The 22,106-nt window shown below is 47.3% G+C and carries 26 protein-coding genes; 23 read left to right on the plus strand and 3 right to left on the minus strand.

Annotation, left to right across the window (positions count from 1 at the left end; genetic code table 11):
• Window positions 1-61 precede the first annotated feature (61 nt).
• The 6 genes from DWZ56_RS09605 to DWZ56_RS09630 all read left to right on the plus strand — a co-directional run bounded on the left by DWZ56_RS09605 (window position 62) and on the right by DWZ56_RS09630 (window position 7,094).
• Entirely contained in the window at window positions 62-2,974 is a 2,913-nt protein-coding gene (locus DWZ56_RS09605; RefSeq protein ID WP_118556412.1) for a TOTE conflict system archaeo-eukaryotic primase domain-containing protein, read from the plus strand.
• 301 nt (window positions 2,975-3,275) lie between these two features.
• On the plus strand, window positions 3,276-4,166 hold the full coding sequence (locus DWZ56_RS09610; protein ID WP_118556414.1) for a Fic family protein: 891 nt from the start codon (window positions 3,276-3,278) through the stop codon (window positions 4,164-4,166).
• Between the two features lie 94 nt (window positions 4,167-4,260).
• On the plus strand, window positions 4,261-4,530 hold the full coding sequence (locus tag DWZ56_RS09615; protein ID WP_118556416.1) for a hypothetical protein: 270 nt from the start codon (window positions 4,261-4,263) through the stop codon (window positions 4,528-4,530).
• Entirely contained in the window at window positions 4,527-6,398 is a 1,872-nt protein-coding gene (locus DWZ56_RS09620; RefSeq protein ID WP_118556418.1) for a recombinase family protein, read from the plus strand. Before DWZ56_RS09615 ends, DWZ56_RS09620 begins: the two co-directional genes overlap by 4 nt.
• 26 nt (window positions 6,399-6,424) lie before the next feature.
• A complete protein-coding gene (locus DWZ56_RS09625; RefSeq protein ID WP_026650081.1) occupies window positions 6,425-6,778 on the plus strand; it encodes a TnpV protein in 354 nt (117 codons plus the stop codon).
• Between the two features lie 16 nt (window positions 6,779-6,794).
• On the plus strand, window positions 6,795-7,094 hold the full coding sequence (locus DWZ56_RS09630; RefSeq protein WP_005933668.1) for a hypothetical protein: 300 nt from the start codon (window positions 6,795-6,797) through the stop codon (window positions 7,092-7,094).
• A gap of 27 nt (window positions 7,095-7,121) precedes the next feature.
• On the opposite strand, the gene DWZ56_RS09635 is transcribed toward DWZ56_RS09630, so the two are convergent.
• Window positions 7,122-7,490: a helix-turn-helix transcriptional regulator gene (locus DWZ56_RS09635; RefSeq protein WP_107602795.1), complete on the minus strand. Its 369-nt coding sequence runs from the start codon at window positions 7,488-7,490 to the stop codon at window positions 7,122-7,124.
• Between the two features lie 144 nt (window positions 7,491-7,634).
• Here DWZ56_RS09635 and DWZ56_RS09640 point away from each other — a divergent pair, with 144 nt between their 5' ends.
• The 11 genes from DWZ56_RS09640 to mobQ all read left to right on the plus strand — a co-directional run bounded on the left by DWZ56_RS09640 (window position 7,635) and on the right by mobQ (window position 17,636).
• Window positions 7,635-7,844, plus strand: coding sequence for a DNA-binding protein (locus DWZ56_RS09640; RefSeq protein WP_118556420.1), 210 nt, complete (start codon window positions 7,635-7,637; stop codon window positions 7,842-7,844).
• Window positions 7,816-8,499, plus strand: a complete 684-nt coding sequence (locus DWZ56_RS09645; protein WP_118556422.1) for a response regulator transcription factor — start codon at window positions 7,816-7,818, stop codon at window positions 8,497-8,499. The genes DWZ56_RS09640 and DWZ56_RS09645 overlap by 29 nt, the downstream gene beginning before the upstream one ends.
• A 9-nt stretch (window positions 8,500-8,508) precedes the next feature.
• Window positions 8,509-9,744 (plus strand): sensor histidine kinase, encoded by a 1,236-nt coding sequence (locus DWZ56_RS09650; protein ID WP_055066044.1) that lies wholly within the window; start codon window positions 8,509-8,511, stop codon window positions 9,742-9,744.
• Window positions 9,745-9,806: 62 nt separating this feature from the next.
• Window positions 9,807-10,490 (plus strand): ABC transporter ATP-binding protein, encoded by a 684-nt coding sequence (locus tag DWZ56_RS09655; protein ID WP_117500089.1) that lies wholly within the window; start codon window positions 9,807-9,809, stop codon window positions 10,488-10,490.
• Window positions 10,487-12,826, plus strand: coding sequence for an FtsX-like permease family protein (locus DWZ56_RS09660; RefSeq protein WP_118556424.1), 2,340 nt, complete (start codon window positions 10,487-10,489; stop codon window positions 12,824-12,826). The genes DWZ56_RS09655 and DWZ56_RS09660 overlap by 4 nt, the downstream gene beginning before the upstream one ends.
• Before the next feature lie 205 nt (window positions 12,827-13,031).
• Window positions 13,032-13,505: an IS200/IS605 family transposase gene (tnpA, locus tag DWZ56_RS09665; RefSeq protein ID WP_118556426.1), complete on the plus strand. Its 474-nt coding sequence runs from the start codon at window positions 13,032-13,034 to the stop codon at window positions 13,503-13,505.
• 738 nt (window positions 13,506-14,243) lie between these two features.
• On the plus strand, window positions 14,244-14,657 hold the full coding sequence (locus DWZ56_RS09670) for a sigma-70 family RNA polymerase sigma factor (RefSeq protein ID WP_118556428.1): 414 nt from the start codon (window positions 14,244-14,246) through the stop codon (window positions 14,655-14,657).
• Window positions 14,658-14,760: 103 nt separating this feature from the next.
• Entirely contained in the window at window positions 14,761-15,213 is a 453-nt protein-coding gene (locus DWZ56_RS09675) for an RNA polymerase subunit sigma-24 (protein ID WP_118556430.1), read from the plus strand.
• A gap of 10 nt (window positions 15,214-15,223) precedes the next feature.
• A complete protein-coding gene (locus tag DWZ56_RS09680; protein WP_118556432.1) occupies window positions 15,224-15,685 on the plus strand; it encodes an RNA polymerase sigma factor in 462 nt (153 codons plus the stop codon).
• Between the two features lie 28 nt (window positions 15,686-15,713).
• Window positions 15,714-16,004 (plus strand): DUF3847 domain-containing protein, encoded by a 291-nt coding sequence (locus DWZ56_RS09685; RefSeq protein ID WP_107630807.1) that lies wholly within the window; start codon window positions 15,714-15,716, stop codon window positions 16,002-16,004.
• 186 nt (window positions 16,005-16,190) lie between these two features.
• The gene (mobQ, locus tag DWZ56_RS09690; protein WP_118556434.1) at window positions 16,191-17,636 is read left to right on the plus strand and encodes a MobQ family relaxase; all 1,446 of its coding nucleotides are present in this window, start codon (window positions 16,191-16,193) and stop codon (window positions 17,634-17,636) included.
• 107 nt (window positions 17,637-17,743) lie between these two features.
• On the opposite strand, the gene DWZ56_RS09695 is transcribed toward mobQ, so the two are convergent.
• Entirely contained in the window at window positions 17,744-18,034 is a 291-nt protein-coding gene (locus DWZ56_RS09695) for a type II toxin-antitoxin system YafQ family toxin (protein WP_002596328.1), read from the minus strand.
• Window positions 18,031-18,309, minus strand: a complete 279-nt coding sequence (locus DWZ56_RS09700) for a type II toxin-antitoxin system RelB/DinJ family antitoxin (RefSeq protein ID WP_005924829.1) — start codon at window positions 18,307-18,309, stop codon at window positions 18,031-18,033. Before DWZ56_RS09700 ends, DWZ56_RS09695 begins: the two co-directional genes overlap by 4 nt.
• 126 nt (window positions 18,310-18,435) lie before the next feature.
• On the opposite strand from DWZ56_RS09700, the gene DWZ56_RS09705 reads away from it, so the two are divergent.
• The 6 genes from DWZ56_RS09705 (at window position 18,436) to DWZ56_RS09730 (ending at window position 21,712) form a co-directional block, all read left to right on the plus strand.
• Window positions 18,436-18,834: a cysteine-rich VLP domain-containing protein gene (locus tag DWZ56_RS09705; RefSeq protein WP_118556436.1), complete on the plus strand. Its 399-nt coding sequence runs from the start codon at window positions 18,436-18,438 to the stop codon at window positions 18,832-18,834.
• A 113-nt stretch (window positions 18,835-18,947) separates the two neighbouring features.
• Entirely contained in the window at window positions 18,948-19,697 is a 750-nt protein-coding gene (locus DWZ56_RS09710; protein WP_118556438.1) for a phage replisome organizer N-terminal domain-containing protein, read from the plus strand.
• The gene (locus DWZ56_RS09715) at window positions 19,694-20,557 is read left to right on the plus strand and encodes an ATP-binding protein (protein WP_118556440.1); all 864 of its coding nucleotides are present in this window, start codon (window positions 19,694-19,696) and stop codon (window positions 20,555-20,557) included. Before DWZ56_RS09710 ends, DWZ56_RS09715 begins: the two co-directional genes overlap by 4 nt.
• Window positions 20,558-20,621: 64 nt before the next feature.
• Complete coding sequence (locus DWZ56_RS09720; RefSeq protein WP_008978040.1) at window positions 20,622-20,795, plus strand: transposon-encoded TnpW family protein; 174 nt, start codon at window positions 20,622-20,624, stop codon at window positions 20,793-20,795.
• Window positions 20,796-20,830: 35 nt separating this feature from the next.
• Window positions 20,831-21,238, plus strand: coding sequence for a hypothetical protein (locus DWZ56_RS09725; RefSeq protein ID WP_442911444.1), 408 nt, complete (start codon window positions 20,831-20,833; stop codon window positions 21,236-21,238).
• 159 nt (window positions 21,239-21,397) lie between these two features.
• The gene (locus DWZ56_RS09730) at window positions 21,398-21,712 is read left to right on the plus strand and encodes a hypothetical protein (RefSeq protein ID WP_118556441.1); all 315 of its coding nucleotides are present in this window, start codon (window positions 21,398-21,400) and stop codon (window positions 21,710-21,712) included.
• Window positions 21,713-22,106 lie beyond the last annotated feature (394 nt).

Raw genomic sequence — 22,106 nt, forward strand, 5'->3', positions numbered from 1 at the left:
GTACACGAAAGTGTGCATAGGTCATCAGGCCGAGGCCGTTGACAGGGAAAGGAGATCCTGAATGAATGTAGAAGCGTATAATCTGGATTCCCTTAGAAAGCTGATCAGAGATCTTCAGTCAGAGAATAAGGCACTTAAAATGCTTTTGGAGAAAGCCGGTATCCCATATGCGGAAAGCGAGGCGTTTTTAAGTACACCTAACATGTCGGAGGAATATGATCCGGATCAGGGAGCCAGAATCAGCCAGCAGTATATTGACCGAAAGCTGGCAACCCAATTCTTTGCTATGTTTTGGGGCAGAGAAGATGTGTTTGCTAAGAGGGCGAAGAGCGGCAATTATTATCCCCAGTGCAGTAACCGCTGGAATCCGCTATGCCCGAAGCAAAGGGGAGAAAGGCAGCAGTGCGAGGAGTGTGCGCATACAAGCTGGACAAAGCTTACGCCGGAACTTCTGATAAAACATTTGACGGGATACCGCGAAGATGGAACGGATGTAATCGGGGTATATCCACTGCTGACTGACGGAACCTGCAGATTTCTTGTATTTGATTTTGATAACCATGAAAAAGAAGCGGAAAAGATGGATTTTGCGAATGAGGATGACGAATGGCATGAGGAGGTGGACGCCCTTCGTCTGATATGCAGACAGAACGGAATCGATGCGCTGGTAGAACGGTCCCGCTCCGGCCGGGGCGCGCATGTATGGATCTTTTTTCGTAAGGCTGTATCGGCAGAGACGGCAAGACGTTTTGGTTATCTGCTGCTTGATATGGGAGCTTCCACGGTCAATCTGAAATCATTCCGCTATTATGACCGGATGTACCCTTCACAGAATGTGGCAAATTCTATCGGAAACCTGATCGCACTGCCTTTGCAGGGACAGGCACTTAAAAACGGAAACAGTGCTTTTGTAGATGAGAACTGGAATGCGTATCCGGACCAATGGAACGCATTGTTTCGAACGAAAAGACTGTCACAGGAAGAAATAGACCAGTATATAGCGAAATGGTCAGGTGAACTCTGTCCTGATAACAAAGATCGCCCCAAACCCTGGAAGCGCTACAACGGTTTTTTCGCATCGGATGTAACCGGTACGTTACATATTGTGCTGGCAGACGGTGTGTATGTGGATGCTTTAAATTTAAAACCCCGCCTGCAGAATCAGATACGCGGTATGGCGGCATTTGATAATCCCATTTTTTATAAAAACAGGCGGATGGGTTATTCGAATTATTATAATTTCAGCACCGTCTATTTGGGAACGGATGTGGACGGCTATATTAGAATTCCCAGAGGGCTTTTGGAGAATGTGGCGGATGAATGCAGGAAAGCGAAGATTGCATTTGAAATAACCGACCATAGAGAAAAAGGCCGTCCAATCCGCGTATCCTTTAAGGGGGAGCTGCGGGTGCAGCAGGATCTGGCCGCGCAACACCTTCTGACATTTGATAACGGAATATTGAGCGCAGCAACTGCGTTCGGCAAGACTGTGGTTTGCAGCTATCTGATTGCCAGCAGAAAAGTAAATACACTGATCTTGCTGGAAAGCACAGAACTAATTGCACAGTGGGAAGATGAACTTAATCGGTTTCTGGAGGTTGATGAAGAACCGCCGAACTACCGGACAAAAACCGGACGTATAAAACAGCGTACAAGCGTTATAGGCACATTAAAGGGCGGAAGGGACACCATGACCGGAATTATCGACATTGCTATGATCGGTTCGCTGTATAAAAAAGGAACCTTCCATGAGAACCTGAACGCATATGGGATGATAATCATGGATGAATGCCACCACGCAGCATCTGCCACGGCGCAGGAAATACTAAAAAGAGTGAATGCAAAGTATGTATACGGTGTATCCGCCACTCCGATGCGAAGCGATAATCTTGAAAAAATTAATTATATGCTTCTGGGACCTGTGAGACACAGATATACGGCTTTGGAGCGGACAGAGGAGCAGGGAATCTCTCATCTTGTTATGCCCAGGTATACGAGGGTCATAGGCACATCCGAATGCAGGTATGACATAAATGCGGCATATGCCCTTATAAGCGGAAGCACTGTGAGAAACAGCCAGATACTGGAGGATATAAGGGCATGTGTAAAACAGGGGAGGACACCCGTGGTGCTCACGAGATATAAAGAACACGCGAAGCTGCTTTATGACAGTGTGAAACAGGACGCGGATTATGTCTTCATCCTATACGGGGATAATACTGCAAAAGAAAATGAGGCCGTAAGATCTGGACTGAAAGGAGTGCCCCGCAGCAAATCGCTGATATTGGTGGCTGCAGGACAGAAAATCGGTGAAGGCTTTGACTTTCCAAGGCTGGATACGCTTATGCTGGCCGCTCCGGTATCATTTGCCGGCAGACTGGAACAGTATGTCGGGCGTTTGAACCGTGATTATGAAGGGAAAAAGGACGTCATTGTATATGATTATATAGATCCCCATATTCAGAAATTTGACAACATGTATCAGAAACGTCTCCGCACATATAAAAAGATAGGTTTTCAGGTTGTGACCGATATTGCAGCAGATAAACAGGATGTAAATGCGATTTATGATTCCGGCAATTACACAACAGTTTTTGAACAGGACCTAATAGAAGCAGAGAAAGAAATCGTGATTTCCAGTCCCGGGTTAACACAGGAAAAAGTCAGCCGCTTTACATATCTGATGAAACCGAGACAGGAGTCAGGAATCAAAATAACCGTTATTACAGAGGATCCGGAGAACTCTTCCTATGGCAGCGCGGCATTTTCCCATCAGCTGATTGCTCAAATGAAAGAAGCAGGGATTCAGATAAAAATTGCAGAGGACGAAGCGGAACGCTTTGCAGTTATCGACCAAATGCTGGTGTGGCATGGAGGGATGAATCTATTGGGAAAAGAAGATGTCTGGGATAATCTCATTAGGGTCAGAGATAGGAAGGCGGCAGCGGAGTTGCTGGAGGCAGGGCTGGGATAAAGCAGATGCGTAGGGGACGGCTAATGGATGCTATTTGCATCAGTAATATACTATTCAAGGAATGATGAGGAGAATAAGAAGCGATGCTTGCAAATTACCGGTATCGGCAATAAAACGATGAAAACAAAAAGCGAATATATTAAAATTGCCGATAGTGTGGTATACTAGGTATAAAGGCTGCGGATATGTTTGTAATGGGCTGCTTGAATAAACTCGATGTTAAAATTATAAAAGTCTTGCCATGATTCATAAATATCTTTTTGAGGAAAATAGTATTGACCACATAGGCGGAGGATATCAGATGCGTTACCTTTCTGTTACAGAAACAGCAAAAAAATGGAGTATATCAGAACGAAGCGTTCGCAATTATTGCGCTCATGGGCGTGTACCGGGCGCTTTCCTTATCGGAAAGACCTGGACGATTCCGGAAAATGCAGAGAAGCCGGAACGCTCCAATAAGAAAAAAGAACAGCCGACAACATTGTTGGATATTTTGCAGGATGAAAAAGCAAATAAATATTTCGGCGGTATTTATCATAAGACACAGATTGATTTGACATACAACTCTAATCATATCGAAGGCAGCCGTTTGACACACGATCAGACTAGATATATTTTCGAAACGAATACGATCGGTGTGGAGAATGAAGTGCTGAATGTGGATGATGTGATTGAAACATCAAATCACTTCCGTTGTATTGATATAATTATTGACAATGCGAAAGCAGCATTGACGGAAAAATTTATTAAAGAACTTCATTCTATTTTGAAAACAGGAACCAGCGATTCAAGAAAAGATTGGTTTGCTGTTGGCGACTATAAAAAGATGCCGAACGAAGTCGGCGGAATGGAAACTGCCCTTCCAGAAGATGTTGCCGATAGAATGAAGGAAATACTTACAGAGTACAATTCCAAAGAAGAGAAGACTCTGGAAGATATTCTGGATTTTCATGTGAAATTTGAGAGAATACATCCATTTCAAGATGGCAACGGTCGAGTTGGCAGACTGATTATGTTTAAGGAATGCCTGAATTATAATATTGTTCCGTTCATTATTGATGATAATTTGAAGCTGTTCTATTATCGCGGTTTGAAAGAATGGAATAATGAAAAAGGTTATTTGACGGATACCTGTTTGACGGCGCAGGACAAATATAAAACGTATTTGGATTATTTCAGAATTGTGTATTAAAAAGGAAGGACTTGCAAGTATGTCAGAGGCAAAGAACTGGCAGTTTGAGCTTGAAGCATATATTAAACAGGGCGAACCAGGAGGAAAAGAATAAATGAAAAGAGAAATGACAATCCCTGCGTTGAAGAAGAGATTGGCAGAGTTAGAGAGAAAAGAACTGGAAAAAATGCTGTGCGATGTATATAAAAATTGTGATCAGGCAGAACAGATGTTGAATCTTACCCTGCTAGATGAAACGTATGGAAAAAAACTGTTAGAACAGTATCAGGTGATATATGCTCTAAGTGACTTCTTAATCATGATTGTGTCATGGTTAGTGAAGCAATCACTTAGAGCATTTTTGTTTCAGGAGGTACAGCTATGAGAAACGAAAAAATTACCCCACTGTACGAGCGCCTGAGCCGGGACGATGAGTTACAGGGCGAGAGCAATTCCATTTCCAATCAAAAGCAGATGTTAGAGGATTTTGCCCGCCGGAATGGGCTGCCAAACCCTACGCACTTTACCGATGATGGTATCTCAGGTACCCGTTTTGACCGTCCCGGATTTTTGGCGATGATGGAGGAAGTGGAGGCAGGGCGTGTAGAGGCAATCGTCATCAAGGACATGAGCCGGTTGGGGCGCGACTATCTAAAGGTCGGTCAAGTTATGGAGGTTTTGCGGCAGCGCGGAGTTCGGCTGATTGCGATCAATGATGGTGTGGACAGTCTGAAAGGTGATGACGATTTTACCCCGTTCCGCAACATCATGAATGAATTTTACGCCCGTGATACCAGCCGGAAAATCCGCTCTGTGTTTAAGTCAAAAGGCATGAGCGGTAAGCACCTGACAGGCACCGTGATTTACGGCTACTTGTGGGATGAAAACCGGGAACATTGGCTGGTAGATGAGGAAGCCGCCGAAGTGGTACGCCGTATCTTTTCCCTTACGCTGGAGGGATATGGGCCTTATCAGATCGCCTACAAATTATCCGCAGACCGGATTGAAATTCCTGTCGTACACCTTGCTCGCTTCAACGAGGGTGTGAACCGTTCAAAGCCGGTCAAAGACCCCTATGGATGGGGATCATCTACCATCGTGAATATTTTGAAAAAACGAGAGTATTTGGGGCACACCATCAATTTCAAGACCCGCAAGCACTTTAAGGACAAGAAAAGCCACTATGTTTCTGAGGACGAGTGGACGATCTTTGAGAATACCCATGAAGCCATTATCGACCAGCAGACCTTTGATCTGGTGCAGAAAATCCGCAGCAATGTACGGCGTTATCCAAACGGCTGGGGCGAAGCGGCTTCCCTCACAGGCTTGCTCTATTGTGCCGATTGTGGCAGCAAGATGTATGTCCACCGCACCAACAATGGCAAGCGGATTTCTCAATATACCTGTTCCAATTATACCAAAGTTCCGTGTGGGACACTATGCCCTACACAACACCGTATCAATGAGAGTGCTGTTCTGACATTGGTTTCCGACACGCTCCGGGCTATCGCTGAATATTCCAGAAATGATCGGACGGAATTTATTCACACCGTTCAGGAAACGCAGGTTGCCCAACAGAGTGCCGATATAGCGAAAAAGCGCAGGCGTCTGGCCGCTGCTCAAAAGAGAGCCGGAGAACTGGAAAAACTGATTTGCAAAATCTATGAGGACAACGCCCTCGGCAAACTGCCGGATGCACGATATAGGGCGCTTGATGCACAGTATGCCAAAGAGCAGGACGCACTTGAGATTGAAATTGCGGAGCTGGAAAAGGCTGTTACCGGCTACGAACAGAGCCAGAAATCAGCGGAGAAATTTATAGCCCTGATTGATAAGTACGAGAATTTTGACACTCTGACAAACACCATGCTCAACGAGTTTGTAGAGAAAATCCTTGTCCACGAACGCGCCCGAAAAGGCAGCCAGGACACCACGCAGGAAATTGAAATCTACTTCAATTTTTTAGGACGCTACATCCCACCATCTTTACAGCCGGTTCCTTTAACCCCGGAGGAACAGGAAGAACTGCGAAAAAAAGAAGAACGCAAGGACAGGCTTCATCAGAACTATTTGAAGCGGAAAGCCAGCGGCGCACAAAAACGGTATGAGGACAAAATCAAGGCGAAGAAAAAAGCGGAAATGGACGCTAAGAAAGCCTTGATCCGGGCTGAGAATATGAAAAAAGGTATTTTTTCTACTGTCGGGCAGCTGCCGAAAGAAGAACCGCGCAAAGCAACCAGCGCAGCAGTCTAATCATCATGGAGCAAAGGAGAATGAATATGAGTAAGTTGACTTACATTCGTTGTGGAGATTATGATATACCCAACCTAAAACTTTCTGTGCAGCCGGAAACTTCTATCGGCAAGTACGGCAGGATGCGAAAATCCTACCTGAAGGAACATCGTCCTATTCTCTACAACCAACTGCTGATGAGCGAGAAGTTGTATCCACACCTGTTAGAGATTGACCGGACAGCGCAGGAGCGCATGGACACCATGCTGCCTCACATGATGGAGACTGCGGGTGTCACGGAAGAACTGAAAGCCTGTGATCCTATGCGCTGGGTAGGACTGATGAACACATTAACGGCACAGATTGAGGAAATTTTAATCAGGGAACTGATTTGCAGCTGAATGGGAGGTGTGGGAAATGCTGACCTTTGAAAAGGTTCTGGAAGTGTTTCAGGCATATCTGGATGATGATCCTCTGTATGAGGTGGTGCAGACCAGCCACGGTTATACATTGATGGCATGGGAACCTCACCGGAATGACTGGTACAGCGCCGAAATACAGAAAACTCCGGAGGATTTGCGAAACGCCTTGCTGGATACATACGCCAACTTTCTGGAAGATAAGATTACCGGAAATGACCGCGATCTGACTGTGACAGAAACCGGAGAAATCCAGCAGAGGTGCCGGGAACTTTGGGAAAAGTGCCGGGAAACTTGATATAGAAACGCTAGAAGGAGGCCGCGATTATGCGTCCTCCTTCTGCTTCGCAGTCTGTTCCATTTTGAGCGCCCCGTCTATGGCACCTTCGATAATCGGCAGGTATTGTTCAGGACAGAGCTTCAGCTTGTGGCTGACCCGCTGTCGCTGATCGCTTTCTTCCCGCATGATCTCCGGGTTAAAATATCGCTCTACGGGAAGTCCGCAGACCTTAATCAACTGGATCATCACGGGCAGGCTCGGAATCGCACCTTGATTTTCAATGTTGGCAAGATACCGCCATTCAATCCCAACCATTTCTGCCAATGTTTTTCGTGCCAGACGCTTTGCCTCTCGTGCGGCTTTGACATCTGCGCCGAAGGTTTCAAAACCGGGACAATCTTCAACTTTCGCCATATAACATCACCCAGTTACATTGTATAATTCATACTTTGCCTGCGGAATGTTGCTATATGTAGGTTGGTTGAAGTTTATAATTCACATTCCGTTTCTTGCATTGTTCGAGAAAGAGAACTATAATGTACTCTGTGGAGGTGCGAAATGGACTATATAACATTGAAAGAGGCCGCCGAGAAATGGGGCGTGACACCTCGTAGGGTAAATTATTATTGTGCCGGAGGGCGTATCCCCGGCGCTGTGAAAATGGCGAGTATTTGGCTGCTCCCTAAAACTGCGGAGAAGCCGCTTGATGGCCGGACAAAACAAGGAAAGGAACTAAAAAATGCAAAGGATACTTTATGTAGAAGATGATTTAAGCCTAATTGACGGTCTACAATATACTTTAGAAATAAGTGGATATACAGTAGACAATGCCAAAACTAAAAAAGAAGCTTTAGTATTATTCAAAAAGAATACTTATGATTTGCTGTTACTGGATGTTACTCTTCCAGACGGTACGGGATTTGATGTTTGCAAAGAGATACGGAACAGTTCAACAGTCCCTATTATATTTTTAACAGCATCGGATCAGGAAATCAGTATTGTCCGGGGGCTCGATATGGGTGCCGACGATTATATTACAAAGCCATTCAAACTGAATGAATTGTTATCCCGAATTAAGGCAATCCTGCGCCGCTCCTTGCAATTTTCTAAAGCGGACACTATTCTGGAAGCCAATGGTATTCGTGTAGATACGGCGGAACGGCTCGTTTGGAAAAATGATGAACCGCTTGACCTCCCGCTGGTGGAATACAAATTACTATGTTTGTTCATGCAAAATCCTAATCACCTTATGCCGCGAGAAATGATCCTGGATAGGATGTGGGATGGCAACGGAAACTTTGTGGATGACAATACCTTGTCTGTGTATATCCGGCGGCTGAGAAACAAAATTGAGGACACACCCAATCAGCCTAAATACTTGCTGACGGAACGAGGTATCGGCTATAAATGGGTCGTTGAGTGAGGACAAGGTATGGGCAAATTAGGGAAAGAAACAAAGAATCTACTGTTGGCAATCACCGTCATCTGCCTTATTTCATTTCTACTTGCCGCAGGACTTTCGTTTTTACTTGCAAAGGACTTCCAACATGAGATGTTGCTCCATGACTATGGTGTTTCCGGCTACCAGCTGAACCATGAGGATAAATTGCAGATTTCAGCTTTTACTGCTCACCCCAACGAAAGCGATATAGAACGAGGCAAAGAAGCGCTAGCCTCTATTGGATACAGTGAAGCAACATCTATGCAGCTATTGCCCACTGTTCGGGAATATCGCAATCAGACGATGCTGTATCTATTCTTGCTGCTGTTGTTTCTGTTCGGTATGGTATATCTGGTTCTGCTGTTTTATCTGCGACGCCAGCATAGAGCTATTGATGATGCAGGAAGTAAGATTCGAGAATTTTTGGATGGCAATTCCATGTCCAGAATTGAATGTTCCCAAACCGGTGATTGGTATAGCCTTTTCCATGATGTCAATGAAATGGCGACTATTCTCTCCGCCCATGCAGAGAGCCAGAAGCAGACAAAGGAGTTCTTACAGGACATCATTTCGGATGTATCACATCAGATTAAAACGCCGCTATCTGCTTTGAAAATGTACCATGAAATCATAAGTAGTCATAAAGGAGAAGCCGAAACGGTGGCGAACTTTTCGGAAAAATCTCAACGAGAGATTAAGCGAATGGAGAACGTCATTTATACACTGCTCAAACTGGCGCGCCTGGATGCGGGAATTATACAGATGGAAAAAGCAGAAGAAAATGTTTCCGCTCTCATGCAAGATGTTTTGGAACGATTTGAAACATGGGCAGAACAGGATCACAAAGAGATCACCCTTTCGGGTAAGGATGATATTTCTCTTAATTGCGATGCACTATGGATGTCAGAGGCGATTGGAAATATCGTCAAAAATGCTTTGGAACACACACAACCGGGCGGTCACATTTCGGTGCAATGGACACAATCACCCCTGTTGACTCAGATCGTCATTACAGATGATGGCAAAGGTATCCACCAAGAGGACTTATACAACATTTTCAAACGCTTTTACCGCAGCCGCTTTTCGTCAGATGTGCATGGGATAGGATTGGGCTTACCGCTGGCTAAATCTATTGTGGAGGCACATGGGGGAACTATTTCTGTAACCAGCACACTCGATGTTGGAACTACCTTCACATTGAACTTTTTCAGCCTTACAAATGAGTAAGATGCAGGTCACTTGGAAGTAAGCCGAAGGGGGTATGATGTGACCATAAGGAGGTACTGCGTATGAATATTCTTGAAGTACAGGACTTGTGCAAAACCTATGGAAAAGGTGAAGCAGCGGTTCAAGCGTTGCGTCATGCAACATTTTCGGTTCGCAAAGGTGAATTTATTGCCATTATTGGTGAATCCGGCTCCGGCAAAAGTACGTTGCTGAATGTCGTGGGTGCTCTGGACAAAGCCACTTCCGGCAAGGTGTGGATCGACGGTCAGGATATTTTCTCAATGCCGGAGAAAAAACTGACCGTGTTCCGGCGGCAACACATCGGTTTTATCTTTCAGTCATTTAATCTGATCCCGGAACTGAATGTAGAACAGAACATCACTTTTCCGCTGCTGCTTGACTACAAGCGGCCAGACCAGAGGTTTGTCAACGAGCTGCTGAATGTTTTGGGACTGACCGAACGCCGTCATCATCTTCCCAGTCAGCTCTCCGGTGGCCAGCAACAGCGTGTCGCTATCGGCAGGGCTTTGGTTACACGACCTGCACTGATTTTGGCGGACGAGCCGACCGGCAATCTGGACAGTAAAAATAGTCAGGAAGTCTTGGCTCTCCTGCAAACCATGTCGGCCAAGTACCAGCAAACCATTTTGATGATTACCCACAACAAAAATCATGCAAGTGCGGCAGACCGCATTTTCAATATGTCTGATGGTGTGCTGAAGGAGTTGGGGGCGAGCCGGAAATGAAACACTACCTCGACTTGGTTTCTATCTCCAACAAGGTTCACCGCAGGCAAAGCCGCATGACACGCATTTGCATTGTGCTGGCGGTTTTCCTGGTTGCAGTCATGTTTGGACTGGCCGATATGTATTTGAAAAGCATGACGGATGAAACCCGGCATCAAACTGGAGATTGGCATTGTAAAATCACAGCTATTGACGAAAAAACATCCGAATATATTGCTGCCCGCCCTGAAATAGACTTGTCTGGCTGGCAAGGCAACATTCCCGCAGAAATCGGCTGCACAGTGGCAGATCAGCCCGTTTCTGTTGCAGGGATGGACGAGACAATATTTTCTGAAATTTATTTAGGTTCTGTCCTTTCAGGTGAGTTCCCTGAGATAGCTGGACAGGTAGCTGTTTCATCTACATTAGCACAAACAGCAGGAATTTCGTTGGGAGATACTCTTACTTTGAACTCTCCTGATGGGAGTACAATGCAACTGGCGATTACGGGAATTATGGAGGATGATGCCGCCAATATGATCTCGGGAAGTGCCAGTGCAATCCTTTTGACACCTGAAGGGCTGTCAAACATTCAAACTGCGGATCTAAGCGGCAACTGGCAGTATGTCGTTCGGTTCTCGCTGCTCACTAATGTTGGTTCCAGCATTGCTGATATTCAGCAGCAAAACGGCATATCTGATGCACAAATCACTCAAAATGAAGAACTGCTCAGTATGCTCGGGCAGCTGCCGGGTTCCAATATGTCGCAGATATACACAATGGCATTTCTGCTTTCTTTGGTGGTAATGGGAACTTGTGTTATGATGATTTCCAGTAGTTTGAATAGTAATGTCAGCCAGCGCATGGAGTTTTTCGGTTTACTGCGCTGTTTGGGAGCCACTCGTCGCCAAGTATTGCGCTTTGTGCGCCGTGAGGCTTTACAGTGGTGCATTACCGCCATACCCATTGGTATCGGGTTAAGTATCGTGGTGGTTTGGGGACTGTGTGCAGTCATGCGGCAGCTCAGCACTGTATGGTTTGGTTATATGCCTATCTTTGGCATTAGCTGGCTAAGCATTGGTGTGAGCATTGTATTGGGACTTATTACAGTTCTATTGGCGGCTCGGACCCCCGCAAAAATGGCAGCAAAGGTTTCCCCATTGGAGGCTGTCACAGGCAATACACAGCAGGAATCCTCGTTCCGCCATGCGGCAAACACTCGGCGGTGGCATGTAGAGGTAGCACTTGGTATCCATCATGCCAAGGCCAAACGGCGCAGCTATATTCTGATGACAGGTGCATTTGCAATCTGCATCACCTTGTTTTTAGGGTTCTGTACGCTGGTTCCCTTTATGGAAAACGCATTTATGCCGAAAGAATGGTCGCCCGAGCTTTCCATTGTCAGTGACACAAATACTTGTTCCATTCCGGCGGATCGAAGGGATGCCGTAGTACAAAATTCCGCTGTTAGTCGAGTGTTTGGCAGAATGTTTGCTTATGATGTTCCTGCCCAAATTAGCGGCACAAACCATAACAGCAATCTAATCTCCTATGAAGAAAATCAGTTCCGCTGGGCGCAAGATCAACTAATTGCAGGTTCCATAGATACTGTAACGAACACGCCGGGACAGGTCTTGTTTGTGGCAAACACAGGAACAGAAGTGCAGGTGGGAGATACCATTACACTGACAATAAACGGGAAGGATCAAACAGTTACGGTAGGGGGTGTTTTGTCTGACAGCCTATTGGCTCGTGCAGAGGGAACGGAAACACTGATCTGCTCCGAGGAAACTTTTTCGCAGCTGACGGGTGAGACTGGATATACTATCCTGGATGTCCAGTTCCGCTTTGGTTCTGATGAAGAAGATGTTGCCGAGGTTGAAGCATTGTTCGGTGAAGGAGTCACTTTCACTGATGTCTTAATCCAAGCACAGCAACAACGCGGCCTTTATTATGCTTTTGCAACATTGGTATATGGTTTCCTGTCAATCATTGTAGCCATTACGATTTTCCATATTATGAATACCATCAGCATGGGAGTTTCCGCCCGAACTCGTCAATATGGAGTAATGCGTGCCATTGGCATGAGTAATCAACAGCTTACACGCATGATTTCTGCAGAAGCTGCCTCGTATGCCATAAGTGGTGTCATATTGGGATGTATTTTCGGATTGCTGTTTCATTGGTTCCTGTACTCCAGCCTTATCACTCGCACATTCGGAAATCCCTGGGGTGTTCCGTGGCTGGAATTGTGCTTGATCGTAGGCGTGATTCTCGCAACCACGGCGCTGGCTGTACGAGGCCCAGCAAGAAGATTACACGCTATGTCGATTGTGGAAAATATCAGTTCACAGTAAAACAAACGGAAAACTTAACACCATCATAAATCTGAAAGGCTGTCCCGCCAAAACTGGTAGGACAGCCTTTTTGATTGTATGACAATAAAATAAACCACCTGCTATGCAGGTGGTGGGAATAATCTTTAGATATAAGTATGAGCTCCTGTGCTAATATAGATGTGGGTCTGCAAAACCACAAATGAAAGCACAGGAGGTCCAAATAATGGACGTGAATAGTTTAGCTCATACAAAATGGGAATGCAAGTATCATATCGTATTTGCACCAAAATATCGGAGACAGATAATTTATAAAGCAATAAGAGCAGATGTAGGAGAAATCTTGGGATCATTATGCCGAAGAAAAGGAATTGAAATTATTGAAGCAGAATGCTGCCCAGATCATATACATATGCTTGTAAGAATTCCGCCAAAGTATTCTGTATCAGAAATAGTAGGATATTTAAAGGGAAAAAGTTCCCTGATGATATTTGAACGCCATGCAAATTTAAAATATAAGTATGGAAACAGGCATTTCTGGTGCCGTGGATATTATGTAGACACAGTGGGGAAAAATACTGCAAAAATCAAAGAGTATATTCAGAATCAGTTAAAAGAGGATTTACAGTATGACCAGATGTCATTAGTAGAGTATATCGACCCGTTCACGGGTGAGCCGGTGAAGAAATACAATAAGTAAATCCCGCTTGGAGCGGAAGTAGGAAGTCAAAGCAAACCAGCAAGCCTCTTTTGAGGATGCGCCGGAGTAAGGAAGCACTGAAAAAGCCCCCAGTTTGGGGGCTGCTGTAAATGTGGTGCAGTTAGCAGACTTCAGTGCGCCTTCCGGGCGCAAGCAGGTAATATCCCCTTCTAGGGGGAGAACATGCCACCCGCTAAGCGGGTGGTCATGACTTGCCTTACACATGAGTAAGCTGGAAGTCATTTAGAAGTAAGGTTGATTTTCTAAACTGAGAACAAATAAAAGTGTTTCTGCCGGACGACGGCAAAGAAAAAAAGCCGTCGTAAAGCAGATACATTCACGCGCCTATGAAGCGGCGGCTTTGATTTTCAGAGCCGCCGTTTCTTTTCGTCTATCCCAATCTAACGACGACCTAACACCGTGTAAATCCACGGCGGCATATAGGAGGATTGCCGCCGTGTCTATTTTTGTCTTTTTTCACAGTACCCATGACCTGCACCAGCTAAAAAAAGCCTGTTCCCAGCAGCGGAGCAATGCGGCCAGTGGTATGCACTATACCATGTAATTAAACAGCAAAATATATTCCATGACGCTCGTATGGCTTTATGCCGTCCGGGCGCTTTTTTGTCCCTATGGAGCCGGAACATCGGGTCAACATGGCCCGAACTTTATCCTCGGTGCCGTTCTCCGCCACCCCATTCAGATTTTCCCGAAAAAATCTGAATGGAGGAAAGGCAGATGGAAGTTACCATCAATTATAACGGACAAGCTGTGGCCGTGGAGGTCACGCTGGAAGTTTATGAATTTCTTGACCGGGCCGATCACAAAACGGAGAACCTGTTCCATGAACAGCGGCGGCATTGGGATGGCCGGGAGTTTGACGAGTACATCATTACCACCGAGGGTGTAGGGGTCTACGGCGAAACGCCGGAAGAATACCTTTGCCGCATGGAAACGCTTCATGAGCTGATGGCTGTTCTGGACACCTGCACCAATGTCCAGCGCAGCCGGTTCCTGCTCTATGCGCTTGACGGGCTGAGCCTTGCAGAGATCGGTGTGCTGTGCGGCTGCTCCAAAGTGGCTGTGTATCAAAGTGTGGAGGCGGTCAGAAAAAATTTTATAAATTTCTTTGAAAACAGGCTTAACGAATGACCTGTTTTCTGGCTACCAAGTGAAAGGGATCATTTCCCTTATCTCAGCGAGGGGCGGACAGCCGACGAGCTGCCCGCCTCTCCGATTTTCAGGAGGTAAGCCTATGAAAACAATCAATCTGCGGTGGATGTATCCCCACTACCGGCATGACGAGTTTGTGGATGTTACGGACGAGGTATGGGCAGCGATGTATCAGGCCCAGCGGGAGATGGAGAACTATGAGCGTCGGAAAGTCTACCACCGCGCCTACTACTCTCTGGACGCATACAGCTGGCTGGAAAATTACGCACTGGAACACAGCAGATCGCCGGAAGATATTTTGCTGGAACGAGAAGAAATGACCACCCACCTGCACCTGATAGCAGCTCTGCCGGTGGCTCTGGCTCATGCCACTCCGACACAGGCCCGCCGTGTTCACGCCTACTATATTGACGGTATCAAGCAGCCGGAAATCTCCCGGAGAGAGGGTATCCATAGCAGTAAGGTCAGCGTTGCCATCCGTCGGGGTCTGCGGAATATGCGCCGCTGCTATGATGACCTTTTTCAAACAGAGTGAGGGCGTGCCTATGCAGACCATCAATCTCAAACAATATTATCCATTTTGCAAAGAGGACATTTTTGTGGAGGTGTCCGATGAGATCGTCGAAGCGTTTCTTCTGGATAAGAGGGCCGAGGCTTCCAGAGAGCGCAAGATGTTCCGATATAAGGCGTTTTACTCCCTCGATTGTAACGACGGAATCGAAAATGCTGCAATCGGCTGGGCGCAGCCATCGCCAGAGGATCATCTGATAGAAAAAGAGGAATTAGCCGAATACGAAGAACTGATACGGCGATTGTACGAAGCCATTTCTTCCCTGCCACCTATGCAGGCCCGCCGTGTCCATGCCCGCTATATGCTGGGTATGAAAGTGAAAGATATTGCCGCAATGGAGGGTATCACACCATCGCAGGCGGGAAAATCCATCCACGCTGCACTGCGGGGGCTACGCCGGTACTTTGCGCGTCAGAAATGGACGGTCAATCTATGAGCGTTTCCAAAGAAAAGAGGTGCATGACATGAACGAAAAAATTACAGCCCACCCCTCAAAAGAAGAACGGGAGAAAGTCCTGAAGGAGATCTGGCAGCTTGAAAACCGCAAGAAGATTTTAGAGAACAAGCAGCGGAATGAAGAACGCAGGGTTCGCACCCGCCGCTTGATTGAGCGCGGAGCCATTTTAGAGGGGATTTTCCCGCTGGCTCCTAACCTTTCCGGCGCAGAGGTCAAAGCATTTCTGATTGCCCTGTCCCACCTTCCGGGGGCTGTGGAATTGACTGCAATCCTTCCAAAATCCGGGGACACGCCATAAGTCCCTTGTTTACAAGGGCGCACTTATACACCGTTGCCGGTGCTGTGCGCCCTGCCGGGGGCATTGCGTACTTCGTCCGCGATGGGAAGCTACGCTCCCCAAACCCCTTGTGCGCTCTGCACAGCCAAACACCCGCTTTGCGTTTGTCCGGCTCCACAGAGCCTGTTATCCCCTCACTGAAAGGAGGTGTTCCCCATAGATTTCTGTCATATCCCCGTCAGTATCATCAAGCGCAGCGCAGGCCGTTCTGCCGTTGCCGCAGCTGCTTACCGCAGCGGAACCAAGATGACAAATGAATGGGATGGAATGACCCACGACTACACCCGGAAAGGCGGCATTGTCCATGCGGAGATCATGCTGACCGCCCACGCCCCGCCGGAATTTGCAGACCGTTCTATCCTCTGGAACAGCGTGGAGCAAATCGAGAAAGCAAGGGACAGTCAGCTTGCCCGCGAGATTGAAGCAGCCCTGCCCCGTGAACTGTCCGGCGAACAACAGCTTGCCCTTGTGCGTGCCTATGTGAAGGACAACTTTGTAGACAAAGGAATGTGTGCCGACTTTGCTATCCATGACAAGGGAACCGGCAATCCTCATGTCCATATCATGCTGACGCTCCGGCCTCTGAAAGAAAATGGACAGTGGGGCGCAAAGTGCCGCAAGGCATACGATCTGGACGAGAACGGACAGCGTATCCCGGATGGGAAAGGCGGCTGGAAAAATCATCGGGAGGATACGACCGACTGGAACGATAAAGGAAATGTGGAGATTTGGCGGGCAGCGTGGGCAGCCTACACCAACCGGGCGCTGGAATCTGCCGGTAGACCGGAGCGCATTGACCACCGCAGCTACAAGCGGCAGGGCATTGATAAAATTCCCTCTGTCCATCTGGGGCCAGCTGCCAGCCAAATGGAAAAGCGCGGTATCCGCACCGACAAGGGGGAAGTAAACCGACAGATCGCCGCCGACAACAAACTGCTGAAAGAAATTAAAGCCCGCATTACCCGTCTTTATCGCTGGTCGAAAGACGAAGCGGAAAAACCACAAACACAGCAAAGCAGCTTGACTGCTTTGTGGGGGGCCCAGCAGCAGTTGAACACTCCCCGCACCCGCACCGGCAAAATCCGGGCTTTGCAGGAAAGCGCTGCACTATTTAGCTTTTTACAGGCAAACGGCATCCAGTCTATGCAGCAGCTTCATGAAAAAATCGCTGATATGAACAGCCGTTACTATGACCTGCGGGGAAAGATCGTCAAGGCTGAGCGCCGGATCGCCATTCTTACCGAACGCGGGGAGATGTGGGAACAGTACAACCAGTACAAGTCCATCCACAAACAGCTTGCCAAAGTAAAGCCGGAAAAGCGGGAACAGTTTGAGCAGCGCCACAGCCGGGAACTGATCCTGTATGACGCAGCAGCCCGGTATCTGAAAGAATTGAAAGACAGCGGCGAGGGAATCACCCCGAAGGCATGGCAGCGGGAGATCGACCAGCTGACCGCCGGAAAGCAGACGGACACGCTTGCCATGAAATCCATGAGGGAGGATTTGAAAGCAGTGGAACGGCTCCGCAAAACCGCCGAGCAGCTGTCCCGACAGGAACGGGACAAGTCTCACGACCGTGGGCCGGAGCGGTAAAGGCTACCGCGTTTTGGCGTACCTCTGTCAAGTGCGTCGCGTTTCACGACATACCTTTGCATACAGAAAAACCGCCGTACAGGTTTCCCCATACGGCGGCAGACTGTTTATTTGCCGAACAAGTCGCTGTGTGTGCCGGTGCGGGCCAGCGTCAGCACCAGAACATCATCCTCTATGCGGTAGACAAGCAGCCAGTCCGGGAGAATATGACATTCCCGATGGCCTGCCCAATCGCCGGACAGGTCATGGTCGCGGTTCTTATCCGGCAGCGGCTCGCCCATTGCCAGCAATGCTACGACCTGCTCCAGCAGCTCGATCTTCAAGCCACGCTTGATGGCTCGTTTGTAGTCCTTTTTGAAACTGGTCGTGTACTTGACGGTATATTTGGTTTCTTTCATCTTTTCAGGTCAGCAAACAACTCGTCAAGGTCATTGTAGCCCTTTACAGACGGGTCTTTTGCAATCCTTTCCGCTTCCAGCATGGCAGCAACCGTTTCTTTGTTCGGCTGTTCCAGCCTTACCTCAAAGGGAATGCCGCCTTCACGAAGCGACTGGCGCACAAAGATGTTAAACGCCGTAGTCAGGTTCATGCCAAGTTCAGTAAACAGTGCGTCCGCCTGTGCTTTCAAATCTGCGTCCATGCGGATACTGATGTTTGTGGTATTTCCAGCCATACGATCAACCCCTTTCTGCTGGCAATTATAGTATATGCCACTTGCACGAAGAAAACAATACTTTACACGAATATTTAACAATAAATTCATTCGAGGAGGTTAGCTACACTATGAAAGAAATCATTTATGAAGAACAACAAGACTGAACCTATCCCTGTCATGGATTACCGCCAGTACCGCAGAGCGCGGAGGCTGGTGCATGAGTGCTGCAACTACATCGACGGAAACTGTATCGCCCTGGACGATGAGGAGGAATGTGTCTGTGTCCAGTCTATTTCCTACTCCCTGTTGTGCAGGTGGTTTCGAGCGGCGGTATTACCGCAGGATAAGGAACTGGAAACGGCGCTGTTCCACCGGCTGAATGATAAGAAATGTGCCGTATGCGGGGCGCTGTTTACCCCCGGTTCCAATCGGGCCAAATACTGCCCGGAATGTGCCGCACGCATGAAGCGGATCAACGCCACAAAGCGCAAGCGGAAACAACGGGAGAAATGTCACGCTTTAGGGGCTGAAAAACCCTTGTAAATCAAGGCTTTTTTCGAGGGTGTCAACGGTAAGCTGATAGATTTATCCTCTGACCCCTAAAATAGCCTTAAAATGCGTACAGAATCCCAAGAGAACCCCTAAGGAGGAACCCTATGTCAGACAATCGAAAATATTATTACCTGAAACTCAAAGAAAACTATTTTGACGATGATTCCATCGTGCTGCTGGAAAGTATGCAGGACGGTGTGCTGTATTCCAACATTCTGCTCAAGCTATACCTGAAATCGCTGAAACATGGCGGGCGGCTCCAGCTTGACGAGGACATCCCTTACACGGCGCAGATGATCGCCACCATTACCCGCCAGCAGATCGGCACTGTTGAGAGAGCCTTGCAGATATTTCTGAAGCTGGGTCTTGTGGAAGTGCTGGACAGCGGCACATTCTACATGAGCAACATCGAACTTTTAATCGGCCAGTCCTCTACCGAGGCCGAGCGAAAGCGGGCTGCGAGGCTCCAAAATAAGGCTCTTTCTGCGCTCCGGACAAGTGGCGGACATTTGTCCGACATTCGTCCACCAGAGATAGAGATAGAGTTAGAGAAAGAGATAGAGATAAAGAGAGAGATAGAGAAGGTACGCCCTGAAACGGGGCGCCCTTCCCACACCTATGGCCGTTACCAGAATGTTTTCCTGACGGATGAAGAACTGGCAGACTTGCAGGCCAGCTTTCCTGCTGTATGGGAACAGTACATCGAAAAACTGTCCGAGTACATGGCTTCTACCGGCAAGCGTTATCAGAGCCATGCAGCGACCATCCGGCGCTGGGCCGGTGAGGACGCTAAAAAAACCGTCACACCCTCACGCAACCGGGATTACAGCGTAAAGGAGGATGAAACTGTATGATTGAGATTACCGCAGAAATCCGGGCGTTCATCGACAAGGCAGCTGCCGGTGTGGAATTGGCTGAGGACGAGTATATAGACCCGTCAGACGGGCTCATTCACTGTAAGAAATGCGGCGGCCAGAGGCAGACCGTTGTGCCATGCTTTGGGAAATCCGGCTACTTTGTGCCGCGTTGCATCTGCCAGTGCCAGCGGGAAGCTGAGGAGCAGCGCAAGGCTGCTGAAGAACGGCAGCGCCGTATGGAGCGTATCAAACGCCGAAAGGCACAGGGCTTGCAAGACCGTTATCTGTACGACTACACATTTTCCAATGATAACGGGCAAAACCCATTGATGGACAAGGCTCACGCCTATGTGGAGAACTGGAAAGAGGCATATAAGAGCAATATCGGGCTTTTGCTGTTTGGAGATGTGGGAACCGGCAAATCTTTTTTCGCCGGATGTATTGCCAATGCTTTGCTTGACCAGGATGTGCCGGTGTTGATGACGAACTTTCCTACCATTCTGAACCGCCTGACCGGGATGTTCTCTGAGGACAGGTCGGAGTTTATTGCCAGCTTTGATGAGTATGACTTGCTTATCATTGACGATTTGGGTGTAGAGCGCAGTACCGAATATGCTATGGAGCAGATGTTTTTCGTCATTGACAGCCGCTATCGCAGCCGCAGACCCATGATTATCACAACAAACTTGAAACTGTCCGAGCTGAAAAAACCGCCTGATCTGGCCCACGCCCGTATCTATGACCGTATTTTGGAACGGTGTGCGCCGATCCTCTTTGATGGGAAGAATTTTCGGGAAGAAAATGCCGGTGCTACCCGACAGACAGCAAAAGACATTGTAAACAGTAAGCACGACTGATTTTTTACCGGGCGGCACAGACCCGTTCGGAGAAAGGAGCGCCATGAACAAAGAACCCCGTACTATGCAGGTGGCAGACGCCGTTACTGCGTCCAGAGCGCCGGAAAACACGCCGGCGATGGTAAAGAAAATCGGTAAGACGACCTACAAGGTTCATGTCCATTTCAGCAATACCAGCACAGAAACCATGAGCGATAAAATCAAGCGTATGCTCAAAAATGAAATTCAGCAGATGTGACAGACTGATAAACGAAGCCGCCTTGTGCTAAACTGATGATGGTACACACCAAAATTTTTGTCAAGGAGGACACAAAAATGCTTTACACAGAAAAAGAGAAACATGAAATTGAGCGAGTAAAGGAAGTCTTTGCGGAACATCTGCGGCAAAGCCCTGATTTTGAACTGCTCTGGTCGGACAAGGTGGGCTATGTCTGGCTGACGATTGGCGTAAATCCTGTCTATGTGGATACCGGTATCAGGATAGAATCAGCCGCCGATCTCTGCGGCAGGTGTTTGGACGATGTTGCTACGGATGTTTTGTATATGACGGGCAACGATCATGCACTGGAAGCAGCCGACCCGCTGGAATTAGCCGAAATCAAGCGGCGCTGGGAGCCATATATCAACCAGCTGCCAGACTATGCATATCTCTGCAAAGACCTGCTGAACGGAAAAATGTAATCTATCAAACGAGGTGTCAGGAGCCATACAGTGCTTCTGGCACCTTTTTTGTAGATTTTTTGTGAATTTGATTAAAAAGTCCTTGACAATTTGTCTCTGGAGAAACTGGATAAAATATTTTTTCCATATGATATAGTGCGCGTAGGATTCTCGCTTTCAATGGCGAAGAAAGTTCTGTCGGATTTAAAGAAGGTATGCCAGAATATTGAATTGATTGCAGAACTTAAATTATATTTTGTGGAATGTGGAACTGAATTCACAAATATGTATGGAGATATTGATGGAAGCTTTTACAATGTAGTTTGCGATATGTTCTGTGATGTAATAAAAATTGTTTCTGGTGATAGAACTTTGTTTGAAAAATGGAATGACAGGCTTGTTAATATTGTTCAAGAGTCAGACGGAATCGGATGGGGATTTCATGACTATCTGGTAGAGGAGTATTATGGTGTTCCATGGGTAGAAGAGGAATAAAAAAGATTAAGCAGATCTGGAAAGCTGTGCAATGCTGCTTACCTATTGGAATATTGGCAAGCGAATTGTGGGACAGGAAATGGGTGGCAGTGAACGTGCAGTGTACGATAGAGGTTTAATTTCCGCATTGGCAGAAGATTTGATAAGGAGTTTGGCAAAAATTCTTACATCAAATTTTATCAGTGCTTTCCCGTTAAGATTGTGAACGCATGCGTTCACAATCTTAACGGGACACATATCAGGAGCCTTCTTCGTGTTGCGGATGTATGCACTCCTTTGTGCAACGTTTATTATGATTTTTGCTCCAATGCCAACCCAATCAGCCGATCGGCCTGATCTGTCATGAACAGAGGAATGTTCAGCACATCATCATCCAGTTTCATATTATCCAGGG

The organism is Lachnotalea sp. AF33-28, from assembly GCF_003477885.1.
GTDB lineage: Bacteria > Bacillota > Clostridia > Lachnospirales > Lachnospiraceae > AF33-28.